Origin of the sequence: Vallitalea pronyensis, from assembly GCF_018141445.1 — a bacterium.
GTDB lineage: Bacteria > Bacillota > Clostridia > Lachnospirales > Vallitaleaceae > Vallitalea > Vallitalea pronyensis.
The window spans coordinates 5,107,135-5,121,884 of record NZ_CP058649.1 but is presented as its reverse complement, the minus strand read 5'-3'; the positions used below and the strand labels follow the sequence as shown (position 1 = coordinate 5,121,884).

The window sequence follows — 14,750 nt, the reverse complement described above, 5'->3', positions numbered from 1 at the left end:
ATACAAGCATAAGCGCAAGGAGATGTCATTGTTTCTTGCGCTTTCTCATGATAACGGCTATGGATGCCATGATAAGTATAAGGAGACTAAAGGGAACAACCACATATGTGATGGTTGTTTTCATATAAACCATGGCAACGTTAAAGGACGTAATGCTGATTGCAATGGCATATATACCAATACAGATGATGCCAATCATAATTAAGCGAAACTTTTTATTGTGAGATAAAGAACATGCACTCAGAAAACTGCTGTAAGCATTATGACCTAAGTGGATGTATATAAGGGATAAGAAAGGGAGAATATGAAATATCTCTAAGCCTTGTATAAACTTCCCTAACCCAACCTGATTGGCTAAATTAACAATGGCAAAGGTACTATCTCTTGCAACTTCCTGACCCATAATCCCTATGGCAAAAAATAAGGATGTACTGATAATAGGAATGTATAGAATGGCGCCTTTAATTAACCCTTTCCGTGCAACTTTGTAATTTTTTAGTAACCCCATGATACTAAAAGATTTTAGAACCGTTTCATTGGTTGCGCCTAATAATAAATAAAAACCCAGTAAAAAATCAGACGCATCCACGTGAAAAACGGGCTTTAAATTATTCACATCAAATTTAATCACCATACCCACAACAATACCCACAAAATAGACAGACGTGGCAACAACTTGAAGGATTACATTCCATCTTGCAAATAGGTTAAAACTGTTGGTAAATAAGAAGATGGCAATGGCAATAACTGGCATTAATGTGATAAGCCATAAAGGCGTTAAATGTAACAACTGAACTTTTACAAATATCGTCATGGATAATCGTAAAATCAAAGCACCAGTAAAGATATGAAATAAGCTGTAGATCATGATTAAGATAGAGCTAACCATCTTTCCATAATAGGTTTTGATGATATCAAACATGGATTTTTTAGGCATGAATTTACCTAAGTATATGGTCCATAACATGAAAAGAGCCGTTACACATGATCCTAAAAAAGCGGCAACATAAGTGGCTCTACCAGCGTTTTGAATGACGTAGATTGTAATAAAAAGCATGTTGCCAACGGTACCAGAATAGATTAAAAATGCAAATTGTCGATCATTCAAATGCTGTTGATCCATCGAAACACCTCTTTTCAGGGAATATAGTGGTTACGAGGCGTAGCCTCTTTTTTTCTCTTATGTCGTATGAGGATAATGGCTATTCCTGCAAGTATTAAGTAAAGAATACAAAATGGTACAATGATGTATATTGCAAAGTTTTTTACATAAACAATACCAACATTAAAAGAAGGTATGTTTAGAACGAGAGCATAGATACTTGTACATATCATGATGGTATAGATCAAGCGATGTTTTCTATGATTAGCTACTGTAAATATGCCAATAAGGCTACAGTATGCTTTGTAGCCAATGTTATTATAAATGAGAGATAAGAATGGGACTAAATAAAATACTTCAAAACCTTGTATGAACCTACCTATTCCTATTTCCTGAGCTAAATTAACCACAGAAAAAACACGCTTACTTTCAATACCCAGGCCCAATATGCCTAAGGATACAAATAGCGTTGAACTAACAACGGTAATAAACATAATGGTGCCATACCAATAGGCTTTATATGAAGTTTTTTTATCGTTTATAAATCCTACCACACTAAAAGAATGAATTACAGTTTCCATCATACCAGCTGCAAGTAAAAATGCACCATATAAAAAATCCCATAATTTAACATGAAATATTGGAAATAAATGATTGATATTAAATTTTACTGCAATGCCTATAGAAGTTCCTAGGGCATATGCAGCAAATGCAATAACAACAATCAATACATTCCAACTAGCAAAAATAAAAATATTACCTGTGTATAGAAATAAACCAATAATTACAATGGGTATTAACTCAAGAAGCCATAAGGGTGTCATATGCAGTAAAAATGTTTTCACAAAAACAGATATGGACAGTCTTAACATTAAAGCAGCCGTAATAATATGAAATAAGCTGTAGAGTATAATAAAAAAACTGGCGATGCCTTGACCATAACCCATTTTTAATAAATCCAGCAAGGATTTTCCTGGAAACTTGTTTGTAAGATAGATAACAAGGAATAATAACAGAGCAGTGACCAGCCCTCCTAAAATTGCAGCGATATAAGAAGCTCTTCCAGCACGATTAATGGCAAAGAATAGTAAGAAAATAATATTACTTATTGTGCCGGTGTAGATTAAAGAAACAACCTGTCTTACGGAAAGCTTTTGCTGATTCATGATAAACACCACTTCCGTTACATTATTTAAAAGGTTCTAAGTTTGAACCTGTATTGAGTATTTTAGCTGTCACACGCACATCTGTGTCTACAATCAAGAAAATATCCTCCCATTTATCTTGTAACTCTTCTTGCCATTTATAAGGGTATTGTTGAAAAACACGATTACCAAAGCCAAAAATATCTGCTTCATAGTTTTTTTGCACATGATAAATACATGTTTGTATTTCATTTTTTAAAGATGCTGATAAATCTGCTTCGAAATTTTTGATGACATCAATATTAGCCAGTGCTTCATCACCTTGGTATTCTTCTATACTCGCTTGCAAATCGATATCAATATCAATTTTTATTTGATTATTGTTAATATGGGTATTGATCCTAGACCGATTGTGAAGAAAACGTAATCCCATCACATAGTCTTGATCATGTGTATCTTTGTCTTTTACCACATAACTGCTTTTAATTTTTTTTCCTGTGATAAAGCCATAGCACATGGTTTCAATTTCATCTAAAACGCCCACTTTCTTATTATCTTTAAAAACCACCATATTCCTTACTAAATGATAACCTTCTTTTTCGGGCACAATACTGGGATTCGTATCATTGACAACAGTTTTTTCACCACCTTGCTCTCCACTGGAAACCTGTTGATATTCTACCTGAGGAATAGCTGCGTTCCATCCATCGGTTAAGATAATATTATAATAATTGCTTAATCGAATCGGGAAAGAGACTCCGCTTCTAACCGATTTCTTGACCATGTTTTCTAAGGATTGGGCGCTAAGGTCACTATCATTAAGGTTAACCGTGCCTAATGTGTCATAAGCGGTGTTTTTTGCAATTAGAAGATAAGCTGACCCTCGAATACGAGGTGACATGTAGAAAAAAGCCATGATGTTATCCATGTCTTTCTTAGCAGCTTCTGCACCGATGATAATCACTTTAATATAACCGAAAAATAATTCCTTACCTGTAATTTGTTGGAGTTGATTAAGGGCATCCAGAACAGTTTTTCCAGAAGCTTTATACATGGTACTGTTTTGGCTGCCCATGGATGAACCGCTATCCCCTCCCATGGCCTGCATATTTGTTTTTTTAAAGCCGGAAGATTGTATGGTGACGATAACGTCACCATTCGTACCACTGTCAACACCAAGCCCAAAAATAAGCTGCATTTCTTCATATTCCGTATAGTCAAAGCAACTTGTTAGTAATATCATGTTAACACCTATCAACACAATAACGGCCATTTTTTTCAACCTCATCACTCCTCCACTAGCGCTTGACATTTTTTCTGAACTTTCCTAAAGGTCCCCTCATAAACACATCCAAGAGAGCAGAAGCTTTTCCTGGTTCTACAGGGTAGAGGAGAGGTACACCAAAGGAATGACAACGTACTAATTGCCATAAAAGCAGGATAGAAAGTAAATGTATCCCGTATATACCCAGCATACCTGCAGCCAGTATCATGGCATAATTAATAATCCTTATGGCGTTAAAGAGCAGGTTAGAAGGGATTGTAAAGTTAGCGATAGCGGTTATTGAAATAATAATCACAAGAGAAGCACTGACATATCCTGCTGATACCGCCGCTTGTCCAATAACCACAGCACCTAATATACCGATGGCTGACCCCATGGCTCGAGGGAGTCTGATACCGGCCTCTCTGAGCATATCAATAATAAAAGTCATCAATAATAGCTCCATCAGGGATGGGAAAGGAACGCCCGTCCTGCCATCAGAAATGGTAATAGCCAGGTCTGGTGGAACAATGGCGTGGTTATAAGTGGTAAAGGCTAAATAAAGAGGGGATAAATATACGGATATAAAAATACCAAAATACCGTATAATCCTAAAAAATGTTCCCACAATAGGCCGTTCATAATAATCATCAGGACTTTGAACATTATGAAAGATGCTCACAGGTAAGATTAAGGCAAAGGGAGAATTATCGCATAGAACAGCTACTTTACCTTCTGCCAGATGGTTTGCCACAATGTCTGGTCGCTCAGTAAGGACATATTGAGGCCATATGGACATGGGATTCTCTTCAATGACTTGATTGATCATGGAAACATCGTAGATATGGTCAACATCTATTTTGCCAATCTTTTTACAGATATCCGTTACAATTTTCTGAGAGGCAATGCCCCTTAGCCAGCATACGGTTACATCTGTATTGGATAGATGACCTAATACAAAATTTTTAAATAAGAGTTTATCGGTTTTGAAACGACGTCTAATAAGGACAATGTTTGTTTCCAAATCTTCATTAAAAGCCTCTTTGCTACCTAATACAGTTACTTCCGTTTCTGTCATGCCTACGTTCCGTTTTTCAATAATACGCGTACTAACGATCATGGCTTGTTTGGAATTATTGAATAAGATGCAGGTATTTCCACTCAGAATCTCAGTGATGATGTGGTTCATTGATGTGCTTTTTTTTATATGAATACTATCTAAAATATAATGGGATAATGTATCCACCCAATTATCATCGGTGGTATTTTTTAGAAAGCGATTGCTTTTATCTGTAGAACGTAACGTGGCTACAATGTTACGATTAATGGCATCTTTATTAGCCATATGATTCATATAGATAATGGCGTAATCCCCTAAAACATTAGAAACTTTTCCTACGACTAAATACTTATCACTTTTTAATGTTGATTTGATGGTGTGAATATTTCTATTTAAATTGGGTTGTAAACGATTAATGTTGTCACCTTGGAACGTCTTATTTTCGGACATATATAAACACCTCAAAACCTATAGTTACTATCGGTTTATTTTAACCAACTCTACTTTTTCATATACAATATCGAGTAATTTAATCGTGCCTTTTGCATAATTTCTTTGATATTTAGATGGAAAACTGATACAATAGTGTAAAACTCGTAACTAAGACGTAAAGACGTAAAAGGAGAATGATGATGGCAAAGAGCAGAGCGGCAATGCGAACAGTGGCAATACTAGAACTAATTGCTAATAAAACAAAAGGTATTACGTTATCTCAGATATCCAATAAGCTTGAAATACCCATTAATAGTGTAAAAGATATTATTCAATCATTACTAGAAGTAGAAATGATTGAAATGATTGATGAAAGAAGTAAAATATATGGCATTGGTGTAAAAGCATATTATATTGGTAATGCGTTTATAAGAAATAAAACCATTATTGATAAAGGTAAAGCAACCATTGAAGCATTAGGTTCAACACTCAATAAAACCGTATTTTTAGGCAAAGAAGTCAATGAAATGATTACTTATATATACAAATATGAACCTAAAAATCTATTAATAGCCACTTGTCCTATAGGAAGCACCACCAATCTGCATTGTACATCACTTGGAAAATGTTTTTTAGCCCATGACGATGAGTTATTTAAACGATTAGCTACCAAAACGTTGGTGAGAAAAACACCCTACACCATTACGGACTATCAACAATTATCTCAGGAAATTGAGAAAGTGCGAAAAAATGGGTATGCAGTGGATAATCGTGAACAGGCGGAACATCTTCTGTGTATTGGGGCACCTGTTTTTGATTATACCAATAAAATGGTTGCGGCTCTTAGTGTAAGTGGTTTATATCAAGAAAATATAGATATACAAGGGGAAGCCCGACTCGTTATGGAAAAAGCCTCTGAAATATCCATCAAGTTAGGATACACAGGAAGCATGTAATAAAATAAAAGAAGCAAATCATTGTTCTGACGATATAATGGTTAACGCTTCTTTTTTGTTTTTTATCGTCAAAATTACCAATCATTGAGTCATTTTTATGAAAAAAATGATAAATTAATAAAGAAAATCCTAGACATCGATGCACGAACATGCTATAATTATGTTACCGTAATAGATACGAATATACGCAAATACTTCGTTTTGTTAGCATGATAGGAGTGTCATAATGAGTCAAAACATGTTTATTGATCAGGATATTCATGATCTTCAAGAAGAAATTAAGAACAAGAAAGCATTTTTATTTAAACGTCTATATGAGCAATGTAAAGTGTATTTTGAAGAGCAATTGCCAGAAGAACACCCCCCCTTAAGCACCACATATATGGGAATAGCTGTAGCTAACTTATCCCTTGCTTATTTGCTTACAAAACAAAAGCATTATTTTGAAGAAGCAAAAAGATGGTTATTTACATGTGTCAGATACCCCCATTGGGGGAATGCTCATTTGGTGGATGTGGATTTATCGGCTGCTTGGCTTCTTTTTGGTTTGGGTCTGGCTTATGATTGGTTAAAAGAAGACTTAGACCCTGCACAAAAAAAGGTGTTAAGGGATAAACTTCTTCTTCAAGGCAGACGCATGTATGATTTTAAGGTTAAAACAGAGGGTTCTGGCTGGTCAACCAATTACTGGCAGAATCATAATTGGATTAACATGACAGGACTTGCAACAGCAGGATATGCCATTGTTGACGAGATTCCAGAAGCAGATCAATGGATTCAAAGCGCAAAAGATAATTTTGATTATATTTATGGTGTTCTGCCGAAAGATGGCAGTGATTATGAGGGTGTTGTTTATTGGCGATATGGCGCCATGTGGTTATTTATATATGCTCACTTGATAAAGGAACGAGAAGGTGTTGATTACTTTCAATCCTGTGATTTCCTAAAAAATACATTTTATTATCGACTCTACCAAGCGGCACCTAACCTGGAAGAACAAATTAATTTTGGGGATTGTCATGATCGAAAAAGTGGTCATTCTACAGCTATTTATTATAAAGTAGCCGCAGAATATGGTAATGGGCATGCTCAGAAAATGGGTCATTTGGTCACGAAAAAGTTTTTATACCGAGAGGCGTATGACTCTAAAGTAAAGCCAGGCATCTTACCAGAATGTTTATTTGAGTTATTGTTCTATGATCCAGAAGTTGGGGAACAAGCATTTGATAATCTTGAACCTGTAAAGTATTTTGAGGATTTGGGACTGGTGGTTATAAGAAGTTCTTGGGATATGGATGCAACCCATTTATCCTTTAAGACCAGTTATCCAGGAGGTAAAACCCAGTGGCGTCATTTATGGGAACTTAAACGGGAGAAAAACTATAATTGTTTTGGTTTATCCCATCAACATCCAGATAATAATTCATTTATCCTATGTTCCCAGAATACATACTTAGCCATTGATGATGGCTATAACAGAACAGTGAAAGCGTCTGACCACAACATTGTAATCGTTGATGGAAAAGGGTATACCAATGAGAATCAGAATAATATTTGGAAGCATTATACCCAAGATATGGTAGGCGAGATAGAAACGTTTAGAAATGAAGCGGCCTATGTCTATGTGGTTGGCGAAACATCCAAAATGTATCAAAAAGATTTGGCATTAGAACGTTTTGCACGGCATGTTCTATATACCAAAAAGTCCTATTTTATTGTATTAGATGAACTAAAGAGTTCAAAAGAACACATATACACATGGCTCATGCATTCAGATGTTTTTCCTACAGAGGATAAACATACATTTATCTATGAAAATGGTCCAGCTAGATTGATGCTATATAGTGTATCACCTATAGATGTCGATTATGATATGAAAGAAAATAATGTGCGTGCTGTCATGACAACCCAAGAACCAGATAAATTTAGAGAAACAAAAATGAAAACATTACATATTTCCAATCGGCATAAAGCGGCAAATCTTCACTTTTTACATGTGTTGGTGCCAGGACCTATTGATGGGAATCAATTGATTGTTAATCGAATTGATCAGGACACATTTTTTGGTGTGGAGATTATAAATGGTAGTGAAAAAGAGGTTTTTCTTCAATCGAAGGGTGAAGCCATAACCTACGATGGCTGCCAATACTTGGAACAACGTATATTACTTCAATATCGAAATAACAAACTCTATGAGGTGATCTCATTATGATTGATAGTGTTGAAAAGTACAGGTATTTTGATATGGTGTTATTATCGATTTTAGCTATTGTTGCACAAATCATGGGCGACTTATTACACTATGCATTACCAGGAGCAGGCTTTTACTTAAATTTCTCTATTTTAGTGGCACTTGTTGCAATCATTCGCTGGGGGAAATGGGGAAGTTTAGTATTTGTTATATCCGGGTTGCCCATGCTTTTTCTTCATCATGGAAACATCATTGAGAGCATACTATTATATCCTTTCGCGAATGCCTTCATTATTTTTACATGCCTTATCTTTCGTGTAGTGGATAGAGATCATATAAAAGACTCAGCATGGAACCTATTGGTTTATTGTGTGACGGCTTACTTATTTATTTCTATAGGTAAAGGAATCGTAACCTATTTTCTTGCAGGTGGATTCATCATCAAGAATATCGTTTACTATTTCTTAACTCAATTATTTAATATGATCATGGTATTTATTATTTTGCTTTTGATTAAAAGCAAAGCAGGCTTATTGGATAATATGCACATGTATCTTTTAAAGTACAATCAGGAGGAGCATTATGAGTAAAATGGACTTGAAACAACAAAATAAGTTGCTAAAGTATGGGAAAATCATTATAACTGATTGGCGATTATATGTCTTGCTATTGCCTATGGTTTTATGGTATGCCCTATGGATTTATAAACCCATGGGTGGTCTTCTCATAGCTTTTAAAAACTTTCAGCCAAATATGGGGATTCTAGATAGTGATTTCGTGGGTTTTTCTAATTTTATTTCACTAATTAATGGACCTTATGCCCAACAATTTTGGCAGGCATTTCGTAACACATTCATTATTAGTTTATATGGGTTATTATTTGGCTTTCCTATACCCATCATTTTAGCTTTGTTTTTTAGCGAAATTACAAACAATACATATAGAAAAATTGCCCAGACTTTTACGTTCTTACCTCACTTTTTGTCAGAGGTAACGATAACGGGTTTGGTGTTAACACTTCTCTATCATGGAGAGGTCAACACGGGTATTATCGCACAATTTTTACATACAATAGGATTTATTCCAGAGGGTACCAATATTATACAGAATGCTCAATATTTTAGGCCGATGTATATCATTACTGGTATATGGAAGGAAGCAGGCTATAGTTCCATTGTGTATTTTGCCGCAGTAATGAGTATCTCTCCTGTTTTATACGAGGCACTTAAAGTAGATGGAGGTAATAAGTTTCAAGAAATTAGGTATGTAACTTTTCCAGGGATGGCACCTACACTGGTGATTATGATTATTCTAAGGATTGGTAGGATGTTATCTGTTGGCTATGAGCGTATCATTCTGTTGTACAACGCTAATACATATGAGACAGCAGATGTTTTAAGCAGTTTTGTGTATCGAATAGGCTTAGAAGGGGGAAATCAATCCATTGGAGGCGCAGCAGATATGTTCAATGCACTCATAGGTTTTGCATTGGTCGTAGGAGCAAATTATATCAGTCGACAAATATCAGAGACTTCGTTATGGTAGGTGAATGAATATGGAAAGATTAAATAGAAGTGAAATTATTTTTAAATTATTATCCTATGTACTGATTGGTGTGTTTGCAATTATGGCATTATATCCTGTCATCTACGCTTTTTCTGCTTCTATTAGCGGTAAAATTGCTTATGAATCTGGAAAAGTAATATTGCTTCCTAAGAATGTAAACTTTCAAGTGTATAACAAAATATACAACGACAAAGGGTTTTGGATATCTTATATTAATACACTATTTTATACAACCTATGGAACAGCTTGGAGTATGTTTATTTCAATAACTGGAGCCTATGCACTGTCTAAGAAAAGACTAATATTTAGACGAAGGTTTAATTTTTGGGTTGTATTTACCATGTGGTTTAATGCAGGGATGATTCCCATGTATTTGAACTATGTGAACATGGGTGTTGCAAATAGATGGGGGATTGTTTTTGCTTTTGGTGTGCAGGCATATAATATTATTTTGTTGAGAAATTATTTTGAAGGTGTACCAAAAGAAATTGAAGAAGCAGCAAGGATTGATGGTGCCAATGAATTTCAGATGTTGCGGCGTATTTACATCCCAATGTCTAGAGCTGCATTAGCTACAGTGACATTGTTCTATGCAACAAGCAGATGGAATGGTTACTTCTGGTCAAGAATGCTCTTAACAGATTCCATGGAAAAACCATTGCAAGTTTATATGCGAATGTTGGTAGAAAACTATCAAAAAATGTTTGATGATATGCCCATTGATCTCCCTTATGCTTCAGATGCATTCATCTATGCGATATTGGTATGTTCCATTATCCCAGTACTCATTGTATACCCATATATCCAAAAATATTTTGCAAAAGGTGTTAATTTGGGTGGTGTAAAAGGCTAATTTTAGCTGATACAAATTAAAAAAGGAAGGTGTTTTTATGAAAAAGTTAATGGTATTATTATTAACAATTATTATGGTAGCAAGTTTTGCAGGCTGTGCCAGCTCTAATCTCAAAAAGGATGATAAGGAACCAGCAAACGCAGGTGAAGAACAAGGTAATGCAAATAATGGAGAGAAAGAAACAACAGATGAACTGAAAGTAGCAAAAGCTATTGATTTAAATATTGCTCTAGGGAACAACCAGCGAACAATTACGTATCAACAATCCACACCATTAAAATTGCCAGATGGAAGAGTCATTACCCAAGGTGAATTAAAGCCTGTATGGCAATTCATACAAGATAAGTTAGGTATCAAGCTTAATGATATTACTGTCCAAGATCAAAGAGCATCAGAAATGATGGATACGGCTGCGGCAACAGGTTTTACCAACAGTATCATTTATGGTGGTGATAATGTGGCTGAAAGACTTATGAACTTTGGGGCACAAGGTTATTTCATTAATCTGAAAGAACACTTGGACATCATGCCAAACTTTGCAAAATATCTATCGGATAATCCAGATATATCAAAAGCAATTACAGCTTACAATGGCGGCATCTATCATGTACCTTATGTTGCTGAAATTAATAATTATGCCCGTGTATTTAATGGAAGAGCGTCATGGGTTACAGCTTTGCTTGATTCAAAAGATGCATTAGAAAATGAGACAGCTACCTTAAAGGTTCACTATAAAGGTTACTGGACGACGAGACATGAAGATAACGTTATTGCTTTACAGAATGAGGCAGCTAACAATGGAACACTCAATAGAGAGACAGCACTCAATACCTTACTTACCTACATTACGAAAACATATCCAGATTTAGCGAAGCCATCGGATCTATTTTTAGGAGAGACAGCACAATACGATATTGATGAATTAATTGCTTTATTGCGTATCGTGGAGTTATCCCCTAATACATTATCGAAGGTTTCAACAGGAGCTGTGGTAAAAGACACTCAAATCTCACCATTTTTTGTTAGAAAATCTAGATATCGCGAAGATGTACTTCGTTTAATTACTTATTTTGGCGGACAACGTGTACATGGTTCAGACTCCTATAAATCAAGATTCTATCTAGATGAAAAGGGTGAATTACAATTCTCTTATGCACAGGATGATTTTATAGAAGGACTTGGCTATATCAGAGATATGTTTGATGAAGGCTTGATTCATAGTGAGTTTTCTGATGAAAGTAATCGTGATGATTTTAGAAAAGAATTATATACAAAAGATAAAGAAGAAGGACATCGACAATTTGGATTTATGACCTTTGACTGGATTGCATCCACAACAGCAAGTAATGAGGATGTTGTAGGTATACTACCACCAGTGACCACCATAGGTTCAGATGAGTTTATACATTTTGTTGAAAATACACGTGCTATAAAACCAGGAGGCTGGGGTATAGCGAGTGTTGCTAAAGAAGAAGAAATTAATGCAGCAGCTATGGTCATTGATTATTTCTTCACAGAAGAAGGGAATATTCTACAGAATTATGGTATCCCAGAGAATTTAGTTGAAGGGGAAATGTTTGTTGCACCAAGTGGTATTGAATATCCAAAATTCAATCAATGGTTATTAGATGCAGCGAATGAGTATAAAAATGGTGATGTTTCTGGATTCTTAAGAGATTTTATGGGTTCACATATTCCGATTGGTTATGCAAAAGAAATAGGTTTTGAATTACAATATACGAAGAATCATGGATGGGCAGCGTGGGATTTATATGAAACAGCAGATGTTTTATCCACTTCGTATGATGCTGAAAACCCACTTTTTAAGTTAATACCACCTGTATTTTCTTTAACAGAGCAAGATTCAGCTAAACTTGGCACAGTGTCTATTGGGGATGACCAAGTGGATACGATCTTCTTATATGTGACTGGCAATGAAAAGTTAACAGATGCTACAGATGTTAAAAAATATTATGAGGATAGTGGTCTTAATCAACATGTTCAAGTTTACCGAGATGCATATAAAAGAATGACGGAATAAAGAATGACTGGACGTAACTAGAACGTCGTTCTCACCTTCCCACTAGAGCCATATAGTGGGAAGGTATAAACTGGAGGTATAGAATTGAAAGCAGACATAGGGTTAAAGATTCAAAAAGGCGTAACCTATGCCTTAATAATTATAGCAATCATCACCTTTATACTTGGATTAGGTTTCATGACGGATTATTATCAGTTGTTTTATGATGGTTCTCAGGACATGTTTAATTATTATAAAGATTTACAGGTACTTAATAAGGTAATATTTCAGTCAACTGTTGCCTTTATTGTTTTATCGTTTTTATTATTAGCTTTTGATATTCACAAAAAGAAAGCAGGCGTGCTTGGGTGGCTGTTTGTGCTGGGATTTTCCGTTTATATGATTACCAACTCTTTGACTATAGTGAGTGCTATACCTAGCTATCAACAAGCGTATTTAGCTTTTGATTTTTCAATCATAGAGAATTACAGTATATCAACGATGAGTTTTTCAATGAGCAGGGTATTATTTACTGCTTTAACTGGTTTAGCTGTTATATTATTAAGTGTAGTTACCGTTAATAGTATTAAAAAAATAAAAGCAAGTAAAGGTTCAATGGGAGGTACTTATGGAGCATGAAAAAAAAGTATATCAAAAAAATAATACAGGTTATTATCTCCTATTAACATTTATTGCATTCAATACAGTTTATACAATTTTTAGGTTGAGAGATATGACCGTTGACTATAATATAGGTTTATTTATTATTGTAACAATTGTCTTATCACTCATTAGCTTTTTAGCTACTATTAAGATAAGAAGTTATTCTCTTCTATGGAGTTATCTAAGTGGTTGCATTGGTATCTTTCAGATCGTAAGATTTTTCTTAATGGATAATAAGTTTCAAGGAAATCTTAATATTTTTTTAAGTGTGATGTTAGTGATTTCGGCTGTATGTGCGGTAGCAGGAGGTATTATCTCAATGATAAAAACGAAGCAAAGAACTTCTTTTATCCAGCACAATCATATTAATAAAGAATACATGCATTCATAGGAGGATTGACATGAATAACTTGGAATTAAAAAATATTAACAAAATATATCCAGGTGGCGTTCAAGCTGTTTATGACTTTAATATAACCATTGATGAAGGCGAATTCATTGTCTTAGTTGGACCATCTGGTTGTGGCAAATCCACATTACTACGTATGATGGCAGGATTAGAAAAAATTACCAGCGGTGAGATGTTTTTTTATGGCAAAAAAGTCAACGATGTAGCACCAGCAGATCGCGATATTGCCATGGTTTTTCAAAATTATGCCCTATATGGTAATATGACCGTTTATGAAAACATGGGTTTTAGTTTGACAGTACGTCATGAAAATTCAGATAAACTGCATAAAAGAGTTATGGAAGTAGCAGATACCGTAGATTTGAAAGATTATCTGAATCGTTTTCCTAAAAATCTTTCAGGCGGTCAGCGGCAACGTGTTGCTTTAGGTCGTTCTATTGCTAGGGATGTAGGTATTTTATTGATGGATGAACCTTTATCTAATCTAGATGCCAAGTTAAGGAGTAGGACCCGTAGAGAACTGGTACAGTTACATAATCAATTAAAAGCTACAATCGTCTATGTGACCCATGACCAAGTTGAAGCCATGACAATGGCTGATCGAATTGTTATCATGAAGGATGGCTATATTCAGCAGATTGGTAAGCCAGAAGAGGTTTATTTAATGCCTGAAAACAAGTTTGTAGGTAGTTTTATGGGTAGCCCACCAATGAAGTTTATAGAAGGTGAGATAAGTGGAAAGTTTTTTATAGCAGAGGACATGAAGCTTGAAATACCTGAAAGTAGAAGAACAATGTTGAAGGACTATCAAGGAAAGGAAGTTATCTTAGGTATTCGACCAGAACATTTTGGCATTGACCCACATATGCTCATAAAGCATGAAGGTTCTCAAGTGGATTGTGTGGTAGATGGTATTGAGCTCTTAGGTGCGGATACGCTGGTTTTTTTTAATAAAGGAAAGAGTCAGTTAGCCGCTAAATGTGCCGCAAGAAAACAAAAGATTGCTTATAAAGATACCTTAAAATTAGCCGTAAATATGGATGATGTTCATTTTTTTGATATTGAATCAGAAATGAGAATCAGGTAAGG

13 protein-coding genes are annotated in these 14,750 nt (G+C 35.1%); 9 read left to right on the top strand and 4 right to left on the bottom strand.

Annotation, left to right across the window (positions count from 1 at the left end; all coding sequences use genetic code 11):
• Positions 1-25 precede the first annotated feature (25 nt).
• From HZI73_RS21320 to HZI73_RS21305, 4 genes are read right to left on the bottom strand one after another with little or no spacing between them, the layout of a single operon-like run.
• On the bottom strand, positions 26-1,123 hold the full coding sequence (locus tag HZI73_RS21320) for a GerAB/ArcD/ProY family transporter (protein WP_212695373.1): 1,098 nt from the start codon (positions 1,121-1,123) through the stop codon (positions 26-28).
• Between the two features lie 14 nt (positions 1,124-1,137).
• Positions 1,138-2,268, bottom strand: a complete 1,131-nt coding sequence (locus HZI73_RS21315) for a GerAB/ArcD/ProY family transporter (RefSeq protein ID WP_212695372.1) — start codon at positions 2,266-2,268, stop codon at positions 1,138-1,140.
• A gap of 22 nt (positions 2,269-2,290) precedes the next feature.
• On the bottom strand, positions 2,291-3,535 hold the full coding sequence (locus tag HZI73_RS21310; protein ID WP_212695371.1) for a Ger(x)C family spore germination protein: 1,245 nt from the start codon (positions 3,533-3,535) through the stop codon (positions 2,291-2,293).
• Between the two features lie 10 nt (positions 3,536-3,545).
• Positions 3,546-5,021, bottom strand: coding sequence for a spore germination protein (locus tag HZI73_RS21305; RefSeq protein ID WP_212695370.1), 1,476 nt, complete (start codon positions 5,019-5,021; stop codon positions 3,546-3,548).
• A gap of 182 nt (positions 5,022-5,203) precedes the next feature.
• On the opposite strand from HZI73_RS21305, the gene HZI73_RS21300 reads away from it, so the two are divergent.
• The 9 genes from HZI73_RS21300 (at position 5,204) to HZI73_RS21260 (ending at position 14,748) form a co-directional block, all read left to right on the top strand.
• Positions 5,204-5,959 (top strand): IclR family transcriptional regulator, encoded by a 756-nt coding sequence (locus HZI73_RS21300; protein WP_212695369.1) that lies wholly within the window; start codon positions 5,204-5,206, stop codon positions 5,957-5,959.
• Positions 5,960-6,185: 226 nt separating this feature from the next.
• Positions 6,186-8,171 (top strand): DUF4962 domain-containing protein, encoded by a 1,986-nt coding sequence (locus tag HZI73_RS21295; protein ID WP_212695368.1) that lies wholly within the window; start codon positions 6,186-6,188, stop codon positions 8,169-8,171.
• A complete protein-coding gene (locus HZI73_RS21290) occupies positions 8,168-8,740 on the top strand; it encodes a hypothetical protein (protein WP_212695367.1) in 573 nt (190 codons plus the stop codon). The genes HZI73_RS21295 and HZI73_RS21290 overlap by 4 nt, the downstream gene beginning before the upstream one ends.
• Entirely contained in the window at positions 8,733-9,695 is a 963-nt protein-coding gene (locus tag HZI73_RS21285; RefSeq protein ID WP_212695366.1) for an ABC transporter permease, read from the top strand. Before HZI73_RS21290 ends, HZI73_RS21285 begins: the two co-directional genes overlap by 8 nt.
• Positions 9,696-9,705: 10 nt before the next feature.
• On the top strand, positions 9,706-10,569 hold the full coding sequence (locus tag HZI73_RS21280; protein ID WP_212695365.1) for a carbohydrate ABC transporter permease: 864 nt from the start codon (positions 9,706-9,708) through the stop codon (positions 10,567-10,569).
• 37 nt (positions 10,570-10,606) lie between these two features.
• Positions 10,607-12,610, top strand: coding sequence for a type 2 periplasmic-binding domain-containing protein (locus HZI73_RS21275; RefSeq protein ID WP_212695364.1), 2,004 nt, complete (start codon positions 10,607-10,609; stop codon positions 12,608-12,610).
• Between the two features lie 84 nt (positions 12,611-12,694).
• A complete protein-coding gene (locus HZI73_RS21270) occupies positions 12,695-13,228 on the top strand; it encodes a hypothetical protein (protein WP_212695363.1) in 534 nt (177 codons plus the stop codon).
• Positions 13,218-13,643, top strand: coding sequence for a hypothetical protein (locus HZI73_RS21265; RefSeq protein ID WP_212695362.1), 426 nt, complete (start codon positions 13,218-13,220; stop codon positions 13,641-13,643). Before HZI73_RS21270 ends, HZI73_RS21265 begins: the two co-directional genes overlap by 11 nt.
• A 10-nt stretch (positions 13,644-13,653) precedes the next feature.
• Positions 13,654-14,748: an ABC transporter ATP-binding protein gene (locus HZI73_RS21260; protein WP_212695361.1), complete on the top strand. Its 1,095-nt coding sequence runs from the start codon at positions 13,654-13,656 to the stop codon at positions 14,746-14,748.
• Positions 14,749-14,750: the final 2 nt, after the last annotated feature.

Bases quoted from the DNA above. Each gene is read 5' to 3' on its own strand.
- HZI73_RS21305 (WP_212695370.1), bottom strand. From the start codon at position 5,021: ATGTCCGAAAATAAGACGTTCCAAGGTGACAACATTAATCGTTTACAA.
- HZI73_RS21285 (WP_212695366.1), top strand. From the start codon at position 8,733: ATGAGTAAAATGGACTTGAAACAACAAAATAAGTTGCTAAAGTATGGG.
- HZI73_RS21320 (WP_212695373.1), bottom strand. From the start codon at position 1,123: ATGGATCAACAGCATTTGAATGATCGACAATTTGCATTTTTAATCTAT.
- HZI73_RS21295 (WP_212695368.1), top strand. From the start codon at position 6,186: ATGAGTCAAAACATGTTTATTGATCAGGATATTCATGATCTTCAAGAA.
- HZI73_RS21275 (WP_212695364.1), top strand. From the start codon at position 10,607: ATGAAAAAGTTAATGGTATTATTATTAACAATTATTATGGTAGCAAGT.
- HZI73_RS21280 (WP_212695365.1), top strand. From the start codon at position 9,706: ATGGAAAGATTAAATAGAAGTGAAATTATTTTTAAATTATTATCCTAT.
- HZI73_RS21260 (WP_212695361.1), top strand. From the start codon at position 13,654: ATGAATAACTTGGAATTAAAAAATATTAACAAAATATATCCAGGTGGC.
- HZI73_RS21315 (WP_212695372.1), bottom strand. From the start codon at position 2,268: ATGAATCAGCAAAAGCTTTCCGTAAGACAGGTTGTTTCTTTAATCTAC.
- HZI73_RS21310 (WP_212695371.1), bottom strand. From the start codon at position 3,535: ATGAGGTTGAAAAAAATGGCCGTTATTGTGTTGATAGGTGTTAACATG.
- HZI73_RS21300 (WP_212695369.1), top strand. From the start codon at position 5,204: ATGGCAAAGAGCAGAGCGGCAATGCGAACAGTGGCAATACTAGAACTA.
- HZI73_RS21290 (WP_212695367.1), top strand. From the start codon at position 8,168: ATGATTGATAGTGTTGAAAAGTACAGGTATTTTGATATGGTGTTATTA.
- HZI73_RS21265 (WP_212695362.1), top strand. From the start codon at position 13,218: ATGGAGCATGAAAAAAAAGTATATCAAAAAAATAATACAGGTTATTAT.